The organism is Roseateles subflavus (assembly GCF_030285365.1).
GTDB classification, from domain to species: domain Bacteria; phylum Pseudomonadota; class Gammaproteobacteria; order Burkholderiales; family Burkholderiaceae_C; genus Roseateles_B; species Roseateles_B subflavus.
This window is the reverse complement of the sequence record NZ_JASVDS010000008.1, coordinates 118,803-135,214: the sequence shown is the minus strand read 5'-3', so window position 1 is coordinate 135,214 and position 16,412 is coordinate 118,803. Positions and strand designations below refer to the sequence as shown.

At 61.6% G+C, this 16,412-nt stretch carries 14 protein-coding genes and 1 pseudogene; 6 read left to right on the top strand and 9 right to left on the bottom strand.

The features are described from left to right. Positions 1–299 precede the first annotated feature (299 nt). From QRD43_RS22755 to QRD43_RS21030, 4 genes and pseudogenes are all read left to right on the top strand, one after another. Positions 300–1,811, top strand: a pseudogene (locus QRD43_RS22755) (DNA cytosine methyltransferase); the annotation flags it as partial. A gap of 1,136 nt (positions 1,812–2,947) precedes the next feature. After that, positions 2,948–4,195 (top strand): DNA methyltransferase, encoded by a 1,248-nt coding sequence (locus tag QRD43_RS21040; protein WP_285984477.1) that lies wholly within the window; start codon positions 2,948–2,950, stop codon positions 4,193–4,195. Positions 4,196–4,210: 15 nt separating this feature from the next. After that, positions 4,211–5,311, top strand: coding sequence for a phage Gp37/Gp68 family protein (locus QRD43_RS21035; RefSeq protein ID WP_285984476.1), 1,101 nt, complete (start codon positions 4,211–4,213; stop codon positions 5,309–5,311). Continuing rightward, positions 5,308–6,162 (top strand): methyltransferase domain-containing protein, encoded by an 855-nt coding sequence (locus tag QRD43_RS21030; protein WP_285984475.1) that lies wholly within the window; start codon positions 5,308–5,310, stop codon positions 6,160–6,162. Before QRD43_RS21035 ends, QRD43_RS21030 begins: the two co-directional genes overlap by 4 nt. A 90-nt stretch (positions 6,163–6,252) precedes the next feature. On the opposite strand, the gene QRD43_RS21025 is transcribed toward QRD43_RS21030, so the two are convergent. Genes QRD43_RS21025 through QRD43_RS21015 form a run of 3 tightly spaced genes read right to left on the bottom strand, consistent with a single transcriptional unit; the run spans position 6,253 to position 9,361 of the window. Beyond that, on the bottom strand, positions 6,253–7,671 hold the full coding sequence (locus QRD43_RS21025; protein WP_285984474.1) for an ATP-binding protein: 1,419 nt from the start codon (positions 7,669–7,671) through the stop codon (positions 6,253–6,255). Further along, the gene (locus QRD43_RS21020) at positions 7,658–8,305 is read right to left on the bottom strand and encodes a response regulator transcription factor (protein ID WP_285984473.1); all 648 of its coding nucleotides are present in this window, start codon (positions 8,303–8,305) and stop codon (positions 7,658–7,660) included. The genes QRD43_RS21025 and QRD43_RS21020 overlap by 14 nt, the downstream gene beginning before the upstream one ends. Before the next feature lie 27 nt (positions 8,306–8,332). Next, complete coding sequence (locus QRD43_RS21015) at positions 8,333–9,361, bottom strand: fatty acid desaturase (RefSeq protein ID WP_285984472.1); 1,029 nt, start codon at positions 9,359–9,361, stop codon at positions 8,333–8,335. A gap of 334 nt (positions 9,362–9,695) precedes the next feature. Here QRD43_RS21015 and QRD43_RS21010 point away from each other — a divergent pair, with 334 nt between their 5' ends. After that, positions 9,696–10,100, top strand: coding sequence for a hypothetical protein (locus QRD43_RS21010; RefSeq protein WP_285984471.1), 405 nt, complete (start codon positions 9,696–9,698; stop codon positions 10,098–10,100). Positions 10,101–10,151: 51 nt separating this feature from the next. Here the strand turns inward: QRD43_RS21010 and QRD43_RS21005 are convergent, their stop codons facing one another. Then, positions 10,152–10,850 carry a hypothetical protein gene (locus tag QRD43_RS21005; RefSeq protein WP_285984470.1) on the bottom strand — a complete coding sequence of 233 codons (699 nt, stop codon included), beginning with the start codon at positions 10,848–10,850 and terminating at the stop codon, positions 10,152–10,154. Between the two features lie 2 nt (positions 10,851–10,852). Then, on the bottom strand, positions 10,853–11,272 hold the full coding sequence (locus QRD43_RS21000; RefSeq protein ID WP_285984469.1) for a hypothetical protein: 420 nt from the start codon (positions 11,270–11,272) through the stop codon (positions 10,853–10,855). Between the two features lie 48 nt (positions 11,273–11,320). On the opposite strand from QRD43_RS21000, the gene QRD43_RS20995 reads away from it, so the two are divergent. Then, positions 11,321–12,226, top strand: a complete 906-nt coding sequence (locus QRD43_RS20995; RefSeq protein WP_285984468.1) for a phosphoadenosine phosphosulfate reductase domain-containing protein — start codon at positions 11,321–11,323, stop codon at positions 12,224–12,226. A gap of 514 nt (positions 12,227–12,740) precedes the next feature. Here the strand turns inward: QRD43_RS20995 and QRD43_RS20990 are convergent. From QRD43_RS20990 to QRD43_RS20975, 4 genes are all read right to left on the bottom strand, one after another. Then, complete coding sequence (locus QRD43_RS20990) at positions 12,741–13,667, bottom strand: DUF6685 family protein (RefSeq protein WP_285984467.1); 927 nt, start codon at positions 13,665–13,667, stop codon at positions 12,741–12,743. Positions 13,668–13,777: 110 nt separating this feature from the next. Then, a complete protein-coding gene (locus tag QRD43_RS20985; protein WP_285984466.1) occupies positions 13,778–14,434 on the bottom strand; it encodes a hypothetical protein in 657 nt (218 codons plus the stop codon). Beyond that, entirely contained in the window at positions 14,434–15,297 is an 864-nt protein-coding gene (locus tag QRD43_RS20980; RefSeq protein ID WP_285984465.1) for a hypothetical protein, read from the bottom strand. Before QRD43_RS20980 ends, QRD43_RS20985 begins: the two co-directional genes overlap by 1 nt. A gap of 8 nt (positions 15,298–15,305) precedes the next feature. Continuing rightward, the gene (locus QRD43_RS20975; RefSeq protein ID WP_285984464.1) at positions 15,306–16,412 is read right to left on the bottom strand and encodes a hypothetical protein; all 1,107 of its coding nucleotides are present in this window, start codon (positions 16,410–16,412) and stop codon (positions 15,306–15,308) included.

Here is a 16,412-nt window from a genome sequence, read left to right as displayed (position 1 = left end):
CCAAGCTGCCCAGCTCCGTTCAAACCGAACGCTACACCACTCACAACCCGGTCCGCGTCGTCGAGGAGTCCCGTGGTCGACGCGGTGAGTTCGAGGGCATCACCGTTGAAGTGAGCCGTCAGCAAGTCGTCGACGTCCTTCGTGAGCAACGTCGAGCAAACCTCGCTGACTCCGGCCGGGTCGAGTCCAGCACGCGGCCGCACCGCCTGCGAGTGGTCCCCAACGCACAAGGCACGGGGTCCAAGAAGTCGAAGGGTCGGCGCCTCACAGGGCCTGACGGCCATGGAGGGAGACAACGCCTGCTCCCGATTGCCGATGAGCTGATCATCGACAACTTCGCCGGCGGTGGTGGCACCAGCGAAGGTCTTGAGCAAGCGTTCGGGCGGCCCGTGGACATTGCGATCAACCACGATCCCGAAGCGTTGGCGATGCACGCCATCAACCACCCGCAAACGCTGCACTTGTGCGAGAGCGTGTGGGATGTTCAACCGCTGGCGGTCACCAAAGGTCAACCGGTCGCGCTGGTCTGGCTCTCGCCCGACTGCAAGCACTTCTCCAAGGCCAAGGGCGGAACTCCGGTGGAGAAGCGAATCCGCGGTCTTGCCTGGGTCGGAATGCGCTGGGTGGCAACCACCAAGCCCCGCGTCTTGATGCTGGAGAACGTCGAAGAGTTTCAGGACTGGGGCCCCCTGATGGAGGTGGAGCATTGGTGGGTTGACGACTTCGGAGAGCGGCACAAGAAGTCGGTCTGGCTACCCGACCCCAAGAAGAAGGGCGTCACCTTCCAGTCCTTCGTGAGGCAGCTCCGCGGCCATGGCTACGAGGTCGAATGGCGTGAGCTGCGGGCCTGCGACAACGGCGCTCCGACCATCCGAAAGCGCCTCTTCCTGATCGCCCGTCGCGATGGACTACCCATCGTCTGGCCCGAACAGACGCACGCCGAACCGACCCACCACGAGGTGATCGCGGGCCGCATGGCGCCGCAGCGAACTGCCGCCGACTGCATCGACTTCACCCTGCTGGCCCAGTCCATCTTCGGCCGCAAGCGCGACCTCGCTCGCAACACTTTGCGTCGCGTTGCCAAGGGCCTCTGGCGTCAGGTCCTGACCAAGGCTGAGCCGTTTCTTGTGAACACGCGCAACGGCGAGCGCGTTGGCCAAGATCCCCGGACGAGACCCATCGACGAGCCCTATTGGACCGTCACCGGCCAAGGCTCGCAGGGCGCACTGGCACGGCCAGTGCTGGCACCGTTCATGTCTGCCGCCGGCAGCCCGGCAAATGCCGGCAAGCCGGTGGATGGTGATCAGCCCTTTGGCATTCTCACAACCGAGAACCATCGGGCAGCGGTTCTGTCACATCTGCAGCCACTGGCAGCACCCTTCCTGACCGAGCACGCCAACAGCAGCAACCAGAGGACGATGCCTGCAGACGAACCGCTGCGCACGATCTGCGCGCAGGTCAAGGGTGGGCACTTCTCCTTGGTGGAGCCCTACCTGGCGCCTTTGATCATGACCAACACGAGCGGCCATCATGCGCTGGTTGCCCCAGTCATCGCCCCGTTGCGCGGCACCGAGGAAAGCCACCTTGCTGGCGACGACATCGGCCAGCCCCTGTCGACGATATCTGCCGGCGGCACGCACCATGCGCTGGCCAGCGCGTGCATGGAGGCGCTCTACCTGACGAAGTTCAATACCGGCAGCATCGGCTCCGGTCTGGACGAGCCCGTGCGCACCATCACAGCAGGCGGGACGCCGAAGCGACCCAGCACTGGCATCCAGATGGGGCTTGTCGGAACACAGATGGTGGAGGCGACCGCTCACCAGGTGCCCATCATCGCCGGCCTGGCTCATGGCTCGCACGCGGATCGGCCCGACGCCGGCGATCGCTCGCACGTCGTCGACGAGCCCCTCAGGACCGTCCATGCCGGTGGCGGCAACCAGGCCGTCGTGGCGGCCCACCTCGTGGATATGGGCCATGGCGAGTCCAGCCAAACCGGCGCGACACGCTGGAGCCACGGCGTCCGGAGTTTGGACGTGCCGCTCAACACGGTCACCGCGAGCGGCGCGACCAGCGCGCTGGCCGCGGTGCACTTGACCCATCTGACCCATCACGGCGAGCGCAGCGGCTACGGCGCCACCGAACCGATCAAGACCATCACGGGGGCTCATCGGGGCGAGCAGGCGATCGTGGCCGCCTGCCTAGAGCAGGCCTACGGCGGCTTCTCGGTGGACAACAGCGGCCGTTCGGTCGACGAGCCGGTTTCGACGATCATGTCCAAGGGAGCCAACCAGCGCTTGATCAGCGCATACCTCGAGCAAGCCAACGGCGGGTTCTATCGCGGAGAAGGCCGACCGGCCAACGAGCCGATGGCCACGATCTGCGCGTCCGGCAGCAAGAAGATGCTGGTGACCGCCTATATGGTCCAACAGCCGCAGGCCCTCAACGAGGTCAATCCTGCCGCAGCAGCCGGCCGCGGCCGTCGAGCCAAGGTCACCAAGGTCTCGCAGAAGGATGTCCAGACGGCCCAGTCGATCTGGGTACCGGAAGACTTCCTCCCCCAGGAGCAGCTGGAACGCGCCAAGCTCTGCGCCCAACTGCTGCATGACCATCTGCCGGAGCAATTCCCCGAGTCGGCCGACTTGATTCTGGTCTTCCAGAAGGGTCGCTGGTGGGTGGTCGCCGACATCACCTTGCGGATGCTCAAGCCGCGCGAGCTCTTCAACGCCCAAGGCTTCCCTCGCAGCTACATCATCCACGAGATCCCTGACCCTGCCTTGCTCTTCGTCAACGGCATTCAGGTCGCAAACCCGCTGCAGATCCCGCGCATCGCCCTCTCGGCCACCGCCCAGGTTCGCATGTGCGGCAACTCCGTGAGCCCCTACCAGTCCTATGCCCTCGCGAAGGCGAACTTCCGACACGAGGACTCCTACCGTATGCAGGTGGCAGCATGACTTCGTTTCAGCACGCCCAAGGCGACCTCTTCGAGCACATGCTCGAGGCCTACTCGGACAAGGGCGGCACACTCAGCAACGCTGAGCTCTATCGCGATCTGGGCGCGCGCGCTGGCATCCCCGCTGACGCGTGGGACGAGCAGCTCGACCTCGGCCCCGACCAGCCTGGTCACAGCGTCCTGAAGCGCAAGGTGCGCTGGTGGCAACAGAGCCTTCGCAAACTCGGACTTCTGGAGCGCGACGAAGCGAGCGGCCGCGGCTTCTGGCGCATCACGCCGGCCGGCCGAAGGAAGCTGACGCCGGCGACGCCCGGCCGCGTCCTGCTGGGCTTCTCGACCGACCTCGGTGTGGCCCTATGGGCGGACGCGAACGACGTCTTCCCGACCCTCGACGCGCCGATCGCGCTGTGTCTCAGCAGCTTGCCCTACCCGCTGTCACGTCCGCGCGCCTACGGCAACCCCACGTCACACGAGTTCGTGGACTGGACGATCCGCTTGCTCGAGCCGATCACGAAGCACCTGATGCCGGGCGGCAGCATTTGCCTCAATCTCAGCAACGACATCTTCGAACCCGGCTCGCCGGCGCGCTCCGACTACCTCGAGCGACTGGTGATCGCTCTCAAGGACCGGCTGGGCCTCTGGAAGATGGCGCTCGACCCCTGGGTCAACTTGACGAAGCCGCCGGGCCCGATCCGCTGGGCCAGCATCACCCAGCAGCAGCTGAACGTAGCTTGGGAGCCCGTCTACATCTTCTGCAACGATCCAGTGCTGTGGATGGCCAGGAACCAGCGCGTGCTCGAGCCGCACAGCGAGCGCCACCTGGCCTTTGTGCGCGGCGGTGGCGCCAAACGCGCGAAGTCCAATGGCGATGGTGCGTATCGCCTCTACCCGGGCAGCTTCGGGCGCGAGACTGCCGGCCGCATTCCGAAGAACGTGCGGATCCTTCCGCATCGGTGCGCCGACAAAGATCGCGCCCGCAAGATGGCCATCGCCCAGGGCCTGCCGGTCCACGCGGCGACCATGCCGCTCAAGCTGGCGCAGTTCTACATCGAATACCTCACCGAGCGGGGGCAGGTTGTGGTGGATCCCTGCTCTGGCTGGGGAACGACCGCCCTGGCGGCGGAGTTGGCCGGGCGCCACTGGGTCACGACCGAGTACATGGGCGAATACGTCCTTGGGTCCTCGAATCGCTTCCTCGCCGCACCCGGCTTCGAGCTCTTCGGTGGCCTTCAGCTCACGGCATAGCAGGGATCGAGCAACATGGCAGAGACCGTCATCGAATGGGTCCACACTCCCGACGGGGAGGTGGGATACACGCACAACCCCTGGATCGGCTGTGAGCACATCTCACTCGCCTGCGACAACTGCTACGCCGAGGTGGACGCGCCTGCTCGCGTGCTGCGAGCCAAGGGCATGGAGACCTGGGGGCCGCACGCCTCGCGGTACCGCACCTCAGATGCCAACTTGAAGCAGCCGGGTCGTTGGAACCGCAAGGCCGGCACATTGGGCAAACGTCTTCGCGTCTTCTGCGCCTCCCAGTCTGACTGGCTGGACAACAAGGTGCCGGTCCGATGGCTTGTCGACTTGCTGGAGGTCATTCGCCAAACCCCGAACTTGGACTGGCTGATGTTGACCAAGCGCATTGGTATCTGGCGCACCCGTTTGGAGGAAGCCTGCTCTCTGGCCAGCAGCATCGGGCTGACCGATCTCGCCACCTGGATCTCCGACTGGCTTGCTGGCAAAGCGCCTGACCACGTCTGGCTGGGGGCGACGGTGGTCAACCAGGTGGAGGTCGATCGGGACGTCAAGAAGCTGCTGCGAACGCCGGCCACCAGGCGCTTCTTGAGCATGGAGCCGCTGCTGGGCCCGGTGAGCTTTGAGGGTTTGTTCGCCAACTTCAGCAACCCGGCCGACGGCACCAACGCACTCGAGGCGCTGGACTGGGTGATCGTCGGCGGCGAGAGCGGTCCAAACGCCCGGCCCATGCACCCCGACTGGGTTCGCTCGCTGCGCGATCAGTGCGATGCGGTCGACGTGCCCTTCCTCTTCAAGCAGTGGGGCGCATGGCTCCCCATCAACCAGCAGGACGAGGCTTTCACCAACCGCCTCTACGTGTCGAACCGGAAGGCCAGGCTGCACCAGGATCAGGGCGTGCTCGATGACATCTATGGCCGTCGGTGCACCGTCCCCTTCGCGGTGGTCCATGCCGATGGCTCGGTTCACGAGCCGATGGAACCATTGGCATTCCTTGCCGGTACCGGCGCTATGACGACCTTCAAGGTCGACAAGAAGGCAGCTGGACGGCTGCTGGACGGGCGGCTGCATGACGCCTCGCCGCAGCCCCAGCTGCTCACCGCATGACTGCTATCGACCTCACCGATTCGGGCGAGCAGCGCAAAGCACTCGGCCAGTACTTCACGCCGCGATGGGTTGCGGAGGCGATCATCGACCGCCACTTCTCCGACCTGACGCCGGGCTCGACCGTGATCGAGCCGTCATGCGGCGACGGTGTCTTCCTGCACGCGCTGCCATCGCACCTGAATGCCGTGGGCGTGGAGATCGACCCGCGCTGGGCGGAGAAAGCTCGACAGGACACCGGCCGCACCGTGCTGCTCGGGGACTTCCTTACCGTGCCGCTGCCGTCCAGCGTCGCAGCTGTGGTCGGCAACCCTCCGTTCCAAGCCGAGACGGTTGCGCGCTTCCTGGGCCGCGCCCACCAGCTGCTCGAGGAAGGCGGAAGGTGCGGACTGATCCTCCCAGCCTATGTGCTGCAGACATCGAGCAAGGTACTGGCCATGTCTGAGCAGTGGTCCATTGAGCAGGAGCTCATGCCGCGGAACATCTTCCCCCGCCTCAGCGTGCCCATCGTCTTCTCGATGTTCACGAAGGAGGCCCGCCGGCGGCTCTTCGGCTTCTTCCTCTACCGGGAGGCCGCCGAGATCAGCGCGCTGAGCAAACCCGCGCGCCAGGTGCTGGAGCGATCAGGCAAGGGCGGCTCGGTATGGCGCCAGGCCGTGCACGCTGCGTTCGACCTCGTCGCCCAGGATGTCGCGCCTTTGGACGCGCTCTATCGAGCTCTGGAGGGCCGCAGGCCCACGGAAAACCAGCACTACCAGGCCAAGATCCGCCAGACCCTGCAAGTCTATCCAGAGTTCGAAAGCGTCGATCGCGGCGTGTGGCGCCGCCAGCGGGTCCGGAGCGCCGCTGCCTGAGTGAGTCTATCCACGGCATCCAGGTGCCCAACTCGGCCCCTGCGGGTGCGGCAAATGGCCCGCAATGGCCAGCATTCAGCTGGAGGCGTCTCAGTCCTTCTGCTCGATGGGAATGGCCACGTGGATGCTGGTGCCAGCCCCTGGCGCGGATTTCACATCCAGCTTTCCCGCCAGCGCGCGTGCGCGCTCGTGAAGGGAGGCTAGTCCAAGGCGCTTGCCAGGAATCGGTTTTGAGTTGTCGAAACCCTTACCGTCATCACTCACCGTCACCAGGAGGTGAGTCGAAGTTTCGCGCAAATCAACCACTACCGCGCCAGCGTCTGCGTGTTTGCTGACGTTGGTGAGCGCCTCTTGGACGAGTCGCCACACGGTCAGAGCTCGACCATTTTCCAGCCCAGATTTTCCATCCCTGGAAAGGGTTTCGAGTCCAGTGACAGAGAAACTGCATTGCGGCATCGCGGCACGATACTGATCCACCAAATCTGAAACGGCGTCGCCAAGGCCAGTTCGGTCCAGCAGCTCAGGACCGAGGGCCTTGATGGCGCGCCTTGTTTCCCGATACAGCTTATCGACGCTCTGACTGAGCAAATCAGTAGTGCGGGCAATATTTAGTCGTTGCTCTTCGGTGACTGGCCCGTCAGATACAGCATTCTTGATCATCGACAGGTATTTGCTCATCGCTGCTGTTTCTGCACCGAATGCATCATGCAGCTCAGCCCGCATTCGAGCGCGTTCATCTTCAATTTGATGATGGAGACGCTGAAGAAGCATCTGGACTTGCGAGTTAGCCTCTGCGGAGTTCTGCAGCGAAATCTTCAACTCCGCAGTTTTTTTGTCGACCTCCTTTGAAATATGGTCTCTCGCGTGTCCAAGTGTCTTCACCAGACGCCAGAAGAGTTTGCTATGCCTATAAAGCAGCCACCCAGCCCCCAGCGAACTCAGAGCAAACACCAAATAGAAACTGAGCAAAGGCGCGACCAGCCCGGGCTTGGGGCCGGAAATCATGCCGCTGGACTGGGCGATGAAGAGAAGCGTAAGTCCGATGGTGGAAATCGCACCCGTCGCCATGGCTGTTCGGCTTCCGCCTAATGTGCCGCTGATAACGACAACGGACGTCAGTGCGCCAATTCCGGAGGTCGAAAATCCCATGCCCGTCGAGAACGCCGTGCCGAAGATCATCGCTAGAAAACCGAAACAGCAGACGCGAGCCGTGGTCTCAAGTCCGTATTTTCGATAAATTATGGCAGCAATGCCAACGATCCCAAGTCCGACAGACCAAGAGATTAATCGCCCAATACGTTGCTGTTCACCACCGTGCGTGTCGAATGCGGCGGCCAAAACCGACAGGAAGCAAACTGACCCCATCAGGATGAACAAGACGATTCCAGAGTGCCTGATATCGTCATGATGAGCAATCTCCGCCTCCTCCAGCGTCATCTGGGGAGGCTCTTCGCCCGGAGGGAACGGCTCTGAGGCCCTTCCCTTTTGCATCAAATCAATGGAGCGCATTGGGATTCACCAGGCCAAGGCGAAGCGCCATAAAGGTGAACTGCAAGGGCCGATCGAATCCCAGCGTTTCCTTGAGATGGGCTGTCATCTTTGTCACTGTTCGCAAAGCCAACCCCATCTCCTCAGAGATTTCTTTGCCAGTCTTTTGAAGGGCAAGAAGGCGAAAAAGATGTTGCTGATCTGTGGAAAGCATCTCGTATTTCGAGCGCTCGCCAATCGAATCCAATCCAAGAGCAGCCAATACGTCGGGGTGGTAGTAGCGCTGTCCGGAAGCGGCTTGGATGATTGCCCCGATAAGGATGCTGTTATCAATGTCCTTTGTTAGATATGCCATCGCTCCCATGTTGTAGGCGCGGCGAACCAGGCTAGCGAGGTCATAACTACTCAGAAACACAATAGAGGCGGCTTTGTGCTTCATGAGCAGCTGTTGAGCAGCCTCGATCCCAGCGATGGTATCGCCACCAAATGCGACATCAAGCACCACCACATCAGGTTTCAGCTCTTCATACTTCGCCAGCAGTTCGCTTGCGGCACTGACCTCTCCTACAACCTTGATGCCTGACTGCGACGACAGGAGCATCGATGTGCCTTCGCGAAGAATCTGATGATCGTCGGCCAGAAGCACATTCACCATGTTTGTTCCTCCACACGCTCTGTGTTTTTAGTTGATCTTTCCGCGGGACATGTCCGTCAAGAAGCGCCAATAGCTTGGATAGCCATTGAAAACATTTTCTTGAATCACCAATCCTTCTTTTTGATAAATTTCATGGACCTTTGGCAACGCTGAGAACGGTATTCCCGGATGCCAATGATGATAGGGATGCAGGGTGAAATTGAGATTGGGGAGCAAAACGCGAGCAATGGGCCCGGGCAGAATCAACGGCGTGCTTGATTCAATAGTGTCGTTTGGCTTTCCATAGACATGCTCGCAAATAGCGCCCCAACGGACAATGGCGGACATCACCGTGAGCAGCGGCAGTACCCAAAGCACAGCAAAGTAGAACCAAGCATGCAAAAGGGTGAGTGCAATGGCGAGGGAAACCAGAAATGCGGGTCGAACCCATTTCGGAGTTGCATTCGGTCGCTTGAACTCCTGGTATTCGATAGCGGCAGCCTTCCCCTTGAATAGACTGATAACACTCAACCCAAGAAGATCTTTGAGCAACAGCGAAGCCAGGCGGCCGGCCGGCATAGGGAATGTCCAGTCACGGCCACTCTTGCGGGCAAAGTCGGGATCCGTCTTTCCAAAATAGTCACGATGGTGGGCCAGGTGGATCTGGGCATAGGTCTCCACTGTCAGACCCAGTAGTGGGTAGCCGGCGAGCAAATTCACGACGGTGTCGCCCCAGCGCCCTCTGTAGCCGCACAGGTGAGCCTGATCATGGACAAGCAGGCCCAGGATGTTCATGCGAGTGGCAACGATCACTGCCGCGACGACATAGACCACTGGGGAAGAGGAATAGATAGCCGCAGCCCATGCCAGGGCGATGACAACCCACGAACCTATCAGCTGCCATGTGAAGGCAGCAGGCGCTGCACCATTGAGTGCATTGATGTCGTCGAGCGCTGCCTTGCTCAGCGCCCGCTTGTCATAGCGCAACGCTGTGGGTAGTGCTAGGGAAGCACTTTGAGCCGCCGCCTCATCGCTCACACCATGATGGGATGCAGTCGCGGTCTGGAGGGTGGACATCGAATCGATCTCCTGAAGCCATGGTTTAAGAAAGCACGCACCGTGCGCTCTGAAGGCACGGCAGCGACACGAGTACTGCTATCGTGGCGGCGGTCTGAGCGCACCAGTTTAGCAGTGGCCTTGTCGTGGAGGCTTGCCAGTAATCCCGAAGTTCCTGCACTCCGAATGCATGCAAAGTGGACTTGTCTTGAGTCACTGCAGCGAACTACCACAAGCACGAGCGATCCGCAATACGCACAGTTTACGCACTCTAAGCGCACTTGACGTGCCATTTGAAGGCAACAATCGTGCGCACCGAACGCACGTGATTTGTATCAATTGATGGAGGGGACTGATGAACGGTGTTTGTGAGCAGGCGGCAGCCGAGAAGAACAGTTCAAGCTTCGCGCCGTCGTTGCTGGACAGAGCTCAGCATCATTTATCCGGCGCAGACACCACGGTTGCGGCTGCGCCTGCACTCCCCTTGGCAGCTTCCCAGAAGGCGGGAGCGCACCCGGGCATCGCCATGGCGCTTGCCTCCCCTTCGTGCATTGCGGAGTATCTGGGCTTCATGCGAACAGCTGAGGAGCTCTACCCCGACTTCTTCGCCCAGCTCGAAGCCTTCGGAGGCATGACCACGTGGTCCCTGGAGCAGATTGAAGCATTCGCGGCAACGGCGCCCCATCCGTTCCTGGCCGGCTGGGTCTGGGGGCGGATGTTCGAGATGCTGTCGGCAGGTCAGTTCACGCGGGCTTCGTGATCCTCAATAGAGGGAAGCCATAGGCGCCTGATTTCGGCGCCGAAACTGCCATCAGGGAGCCGGAGCCGCCTGCGCCCCCTGACAGCGAGAAGCGCCCAGGGGATCGCCCTTCTCATCGACAGCGCAGACCTGCACTACGTCGAGGCTTCCGACCTCAAAGCTCACGGTGAAGCGCACAACCTGCAGCAGACCATCGCCAGCCTGGCCATCGGCCTTTCGCGGAGCGACGAAGACGGTCCGGGTCCAGGCAGTGGCCCCGGGCCCGTCCAGGTAGTCCCATCCATTGGCCGCCTCCACACGGACGTCGTCACCGAAGTCGAAGTCGACGAAGGCCTGGTCAGCAGCCGCGCGGCGTGCTTCCTCCAGGCAAGGGCTATCTGATCGGAGATTCAAAGTCGCCATCAGTTTGAGCCCGAGCTGTGTGAGCTGATGGTTCGACTCGAGCTTCTTCAGCGCTTCGTCAATCATCGTCTCAGAGGACTTGCTCTTGGAGATCGCCAGTCGTCCGAAGCCAGGTGGCAGACCGTAGATCTGCTCTGGGAAGGTGAAGCTGTCGAAATCCTGCTTCTGGCTCCGGATTGCTCCTCTGATCCGCTCGGGACTCAGGTTTGCGCCGAGGCAATAGGCCATGACGTTGCGGCCGGCCTCCGTTGCGTCCCTTCCCCAGCCGTAGAGGTGGAGGGTCTTGGTAAGTCCCAAGGCCTGAGCGTGGACCTGCTCCTGCAGGTCGATAGTGATGAGGTGGATCATCTTCAGCCTCCAGCGGTGTGCTGGTGGTTCAGGTCACCCGACTCCTCATCAGCCACCGGATCGATGCGCTGGGCAATGTCGAGCAGCCATGCCTGTTGTGCCTGGGATAACGGGCGACAGGTGTTCAGTCGATTGCGACACGAGTTGATGAAGCTGCGCTCGTTCGCGGGGAGTTGGTCGAGGGCATTCAAGCACCTTTCGAGCGCTGCCTTCAGCTCGTGTTCCTCCTCTTCGAGCCTACGTTGCTCTTCCTGACGGGCGCGCTCTGCCGCGGCCTTGAATACCGGATCGTTCAGTGTTGAGAAGTTGATCGCTGTCGTGATATCGGTGGGAACTTGTCGAGCCTCTGCGACCGGCGCCGGCGGCACTGCTCGCGACTTCACCAGCTTGGCGAACGGGGAGTTCAGGTGTTCAAGGCTCATTGAATTCCTCTGTCTGGGTTGCTAGTATCGTTTTGCATAATATGTATTATGCATTTCATTTTCTACAGGACTGCAGGAATGCCGACCGCCTCTCCGCTCGCCTTGCCACCACAAATCGAGGATCTGATCAGCCGAGGCGCCTTGTTCGCCGTCAACCACAGCGGCGGGAAGGACAGCCAGGCGATGTACCTCTACTTGCGGCAGTTCGTCCCGGCAGACCAGATCGTCCACATCCACGCCAACCTGGGGGTGGTGGAGTGGGCAGGCGCAGTCGAGCACATCAAGGCAACCACAGCCGGTGAGCCGCTTCGCGTCTGCTCAGCCCGACGCACCCTGCTGGAGATGATCGAAGAGCGCGGCATGTTCCCGTCGCCGACGCGGCGCCAGTGCACCAGCGACCTCAAGCGAGGGCCCATCGAGCGAACGATCCGGAAGATCACACGCGAGCGCCAAGCCCTCGGGTTGGAGGCCTGGGGGCTGGTCGTCAACTGCATGGGAATGCGGGCCCAGGAGAGCCCCAAACGCGCGAAGCTGAAGCCCTTCCAGTACAGCGTTCGCAACAGCAAGGCGAACCGGGAGTGGTACGACTGGCTGCCGATCCACGACTGGACTGAGAAGCAGGTCTTCGAGGCGATTGCCCAGGCCGGCCAACAGCCCCACGTCGTCTACTCTCTGGGCATGCGGCGCTTCAGCTGCGTCTTCTGCATCCTTGCCAGCGAAGCCGATTTGAAGACGGCTGCGCGGCTGGCCACCGAACGGCCCGAGTTGCTCAACGATCCGCACCTGTATCGCAAGTATGTGCATCTGGAGCGCAGCACCGGTCAGGTCATGCTCATGCCGGACAAGAAGCGGGGGCGCCGCACCCTCGAGGACATCACGGGCGTTTACATCGACCCGGCACGCACCATCACCAAGGCCAGCTTCACGCCGGATATGCAGACATCCGCCGCCTGACCATTGGAGCAACCATGACCGAGGATTTCCCATCCAGCCGGCCTGAACATCGCAAGGTGCTCAATGCGTACACCATGGGGGACGCCGCCCAGCCCCAGCCCAGGGGACCGGATCGTGGGTAGCCGTCCGTTCAAGCTCGGCGGCACCTGGCGCGGCCTCACCACTCCGAAGTGTTCCCGTTGCCCAGCATGCCAGAAGAAGGGGCTCGGTCCATGGAAGGTCCACCAAGACCGCACCTACTGCGAGTGCCGGTATTGCCTCCATGTCGAAGCGAAGGACATCACATGAACGTTCTGCAACTTCGAGCCCTCTGGTCAGCTGGCACCGCCAAGCGCAACACGCGGCCCAGCGAGGCCCGCATGCTGCGAAGTTCTGGGAGCTCTTCGAGCGCTTCGATCTCGGCGTGACGCGTCTGATGATCACGCGCATCATTTGAGAGCCAGGCCGCGATCGCAATGGACCTTCGGCGATCGAAGGGTGTCTGCAGCTGGCTGGCCATAAGGCGCCGGCTGCCCTACCCGTGGTACCGATTGGCGAGGAAGCCTGGGTCCTCCACACCGTAGGTGTTGCGGTTGTTGATCAGCTCTAGGTGCCTTATCCACTTGTGCTGATTGCTGCACAGGCTTTCGAGATGCCCCAGCAGCTCGATATGGCCGGCCTCGTTCATCACCGCTGCGATCTTTTGGCCACGGCTCGTGCTGATGTCGATCGTGTAGATCACTGAGTAGCGCTCGTCCGGCGATTCAGGGAACCGAATCACCTGGCTGATGTCCCGGGCACTGCCAGAAGCACCGCCGAAAACGCGGACCGCGTCCTCCAGCTCACTGAACCCACTCTCAGAGATGCGAAAGGCACGGTAGCGTTTCTTGACCTCTTGGATCTTGAAGATGTTCAACCGACGCACCTCAAGCTTGCCAGTCATCTCGATCTGCTGGCCGAGCTGGCCGGCGACGTACTGCGCGGCCGCGAAATGGCGCGAACCGCCGTCGTTGGAGAGGTAGATCCGGCCATCCCAGGCGTTCACCATGAAGGTGCGCATCGGATCCGTATTGAAGTTCTTGCCTCCGTCGTGCTCCTTCAGCCGCTGCAGGCCCTCCAGCGAGACGTCGTTGAGCAAGCTCGGGAAGTCCGCCCGGACCATCTCCTCGAGGCTCGTAAAGCGACGCAGATCAGACTTCGAAGCGGCCAGGCCGAAAACATCACTGATGTCACAGGTCCAGTCCTCGATCACCTCGGTCGCCCCAACCACTGAGTTGTCGCCGTAGTCACGACAGAGGAGCTGATCCCACTGCATGCGGCCGCGCAAATCGATGCCCGCCTTGCTGTCGTCTGGCATTGGCAGAGGATCGCCGAGCGCCTGCATGGCGCCCCGAACAATCGTGGGGATGCCGACCAGGTCGCCGGCGAAATCGAGGAAGTGCTGGGAGAACGACTTGGTCATTTAGGCCGCGCAAAGATCACTATGCGCAGATTATCCTCAGCCCAAGCCTCAAATGAAAACTCGCCTGGTGCTCGACGCAACCAGGCGAGTCATAGGCTTGCGCACGGCGGTCAGATGAGGACTTTGATCTGATCCATGTAGCGCGCCTCCGCCGCCATGATGCGCGTCGGATCGGGCTTGAAGCTCGCGATCATCAGCGTGTCGCTGCGGGTTCGATCGAACTGCTGGATGACAGGATGCATGATCATGTACAGGTCCTCGCTGCGGCGCAAGAACTCCCGTACCGCCCGCGGCTCGGCCGCCAGGAACTGCTCCCAGTCGAGGCGCTCAAGCCCGATGAGATGCGGCTCCGGCCGATACTCACGGATGATGGTCATCAGCTTCTCACGCAGCTCCTGGCGGAACTTGGAAGCAATGCGCGCAAGATTGAGCATGCCCTTCGCACGCGCCTCGTCCATGCTGGAGATGAGCGCGCCCCCGGTGGCCTCATTGGTCTGGTACCAGGCCTGCAACAGCACCATCACCTTCTTGTTGGCGGTAGCAAAGTTGTTCGCGATGAACATGCCCGATTGAAGTGCATTCGAGCCGAAGATCCCCCAGGGCATGTCCACACCCGAGGGTTCGGCCTCGCTCCCCTCGTAAGGAATCAACCAATTCCGGAAAACGAGAGAGTCAGGCAGCTTGCCGTCGAGGAAGGCAAAGGTGCAGACCATCGCCCACCCCTTCTGACGGTGGTAAACAGGATGCAAAGGCTTGATCGGTTTCATCAGGTCTTCGTCTTAGGGTTGGGCGACTTGGCGACCTTCTTGACAGCAGGCGCCTTGGTCGTCTTCTTTACAGATGGGGACTTGGCGGCAGGGTTGACGCTCGCCTTTTCATCCACCCCGCCGGCCTTGCGCTTGATGATCTTCTTGATCACCGCGTCGTCCGCAGCGGCCTTGCGGCCCTTCGTTGGCCCTCTCTTGCCTGGAATGGGCGGGTTCTTGAGGTCGGGCAGCGGGAACTCGTGATCGAAGTCGAGGCCACGCAGGCCGTATATCTGGCGGGCCAGTTCCTCGGCAAGTGCCCGCGGGTTCTCCAACTCAGACAGCTTTTCCATGGCCCGCAGGGTCACCCGCTCTGCCTTGCCGTTCGACTCCACCCAGCGGCGCACAGCGTCCGCATACCGACCAAACAAGGCTCCGAACCGTGAATACAGCATGGCCTTCGCTGGCTTCTTGGAGACATCGCCGAACTCATCGGCAAGCTGACCATAGAAGCGCTCGAACATCTGCTTCGGCGTGACGACCACCCACGGCGCCGGCCTCGGGTGACGGGCGTAGATGCGGAGCAGCAGCTCGAACTCGATCTTCAATGGACCGCTCGTGCCCGCATGCTTCTTGAAATGAAACGGCGTGACGAACGCCAGCGCATCAGCGGCGGTATTGAAGGAGAGCTGGTTTCGAACGCGGAACTGCTCAACGTCGTGCCCCGTGAGCGGCCGGCGCTCGGGGTCAGGCTGTGCAATCCAGTCTACCGGCGTCGAATGATCGTTGATGACCGCCTGGAAAGCCTCAGAAGCCCTGTACTGGGCACCCCGAGGCGGTTTCACTGCAGTTTTGCCGCGCCCCTTCGACACGGTTGCATTCATCGAAACTCCTATTGCTGAATCTTGGGCGCCTCCGCGTCATCGCCAACATCCATCTGATGGATCCTGGCCAAGCGCGCAAATGGCGACGTCGAAAGACCCTTCATTTCCTCGCCAGATGGGCTTTCTTTTTGTTTTGCAGAATATACAACACCTGCTTCCGTATCACCATGGCCAACACCCTCGGCAGACCTGAACTGTTCGAGGTCCGGAAATTTGTCGACAGCCAGTTGATATTTCTCGACGGCGCCGAGCAAAACCTTGGCAGCCGTCGGCTTCTCGATACCGAAGGTCTCAGCCGCGTCGACCAGCGACTTCATGGCGACGGTGGCCATCTCGGCCTGGGCGTCCAGGAAGATCACGTTCTCGCGCATGGCCTTGAGGCTTCCTTCCTTGTCCAGCATCGACTGGACCATCGGACTCGCGAGCATTTCCTGGATCGATTCCTTGGAAGCGCCCTCACGCTCGGCCAAGTCGGAAATCATCTTGTCCAGCTCTTCGCGCTTGATCTGGGCCTCCTGCTGGTTGGCTGCCAGGATCTTGCAGAGATCATCGACCATGCGCTCGAAGTATTCGACGGCCGGCTCCTTGAAGATCACGTCGGGATCTAGGGGCATCGTGGCATCGACGTGCTCAGCCAAACTCGACGCAGCCTGCATCAGAGCGGAGTCGGCCATGGCTGGCTCGATCGGGACTGCCTTGCGTCCAGAGAGCGCCCCACTTACCTGGTCCGCAGTGGCGGCCTCAGCCGCCACATGCAAGGGCTCCTTGCCCTGCAGCTGCGCATCGGTCGGCTCGCTCGTCGCGACCACGTTGCGACCCAACGCGAATCCGATGCGACGGAGAAAGGCGCAGATCCATTCGTAGATCTTGCGGGCCAGCGCCGCGGCCTGTTCAGCGGTGAACATGGTCGCCTTGCCGCCGACGCCGCCGACCTTCTGGATGGCCCCCCAGGTCTTCGAAAGCGCCGGAGTGACATCGATGTTGCCGATGGAACGAAGGCGGGTGCCGAAGCCATGCTCGGGCGGTTTGATGGGCGAATCCCCGGCCGCATGGTCGGGCGCAAGCTCAGCCGTTGCTGCGGCGATGGGAGACAGGGCGGGAGCAGCTGCAGACAT

What these genes read in the sequence shown, in the direction of transcription:
- QRD43_RS21025 (WP_285984474.1), bottom strand. Translation starts at nt 7,671, where the DNA reads ATGCGCTCCATTGATTTGATGCAAAAGGGAAGGGCCTCAGAGCCGTTC.
- QRD43_RS20975 (WP_285984464.1), bottom strand. Translation starts at nt 16,412, where the DNA reads ATGTCTGCAGCTGCTCCCGCCCTGTCTCCCATCGCCGCAGCAACGGCT.
- QRD43_RS21015 (WP_285984472.1), bottom strand. Translation starts at nt 9,361, where the DNA reads ATGTCCACCCTCCAGACCGCGACTGCATCCCATCATGGTGTGAGCGAT.
- QRD43_RS21000 (WP_285984469.1), bottom strand. Translation starts at nt 11,272, where the DNA reads ATGAGCCTTGAACACCTGAACTCCCCGTTCGCCAAGCTGGTGAAGTCG.
- QRD43_RS21030 (WP_285984475.1), top strand. Translation starts at nt 5,308, where the DNA reads ATGACTGCTATCGACCTCACCGATTCGGGCGAGCAGCGCAAAGCACTC.
- QRD43_RS21020 (WP_285984473.1), bottom strand. Translation starts at nt 8,305, where the DNA reads ATGGTGAATGTGCTTCTGGCCGACGATCATCAGATTCTTCGCGAAGGC.
- QRD43_RS20980 (WP_285984465.1), bottom strand. Translation starts at nt 15,297, where the DNA reads ATGAATGCAACCGTGTCGAAGGGGCGCGGCAAAACTGCAGTGAAACCG.
- QRD43_RS21010 (WP_285984471.1), top strand. Translation starts at nt 9,696, where the DNA reads ATGAACGGTGTTTGTGAGCAGGCGGCAGCCGAGAAGAACAGTTCAAGC.
- QRD43_RS20995 (WP_285984468.1), top strand. Translation starts at nt 11,321, where the DNA reads ATGCATTTCATTTTCTACAGGACTGCAGGAATGCCGACCGCCTCTCCG.
- QRD43_RS21040 (WP_285984477.1), top strand. Translation starts at nt 2,948, where the DNA reads ATGACTTCGTTTCAGCACGCCCAAGGCGACCTCTTCGAGCACATGCTC.
- QRD43_RS21005 (WP_285984470.1), bottom strand. Translation starts at nt 10,850, where the DNA reads ATGATCCACCTCATCACTATCGACCTGCAGGAGCAGGTCCACGCTCAG.
- QRD43_RS20990 (WP_285984467.1), bottom strand. Translation starts at nt 13,667, where the DNA reads ATGACCAAGTCGTTCTCCCAGCACTTCCTCGATTTCGCCGGCGACCTG.
- QRD43_RS20985 (WP_285984466.1), bottom strand. Translation starts at nt 14,434, where the DNA reads ATGAAACCGATCAAGCCTTTGCATCCTGTTTACCACCGTCAGAAGGGG.
- QRD43_RS21035 (WP_285984476.1), top strand. Translation starts at nt 4,211, where the DNA reads ATGGCAGAGACCGTCATCGAATGGGTCCACACTCCCGACGGGGAGGTG.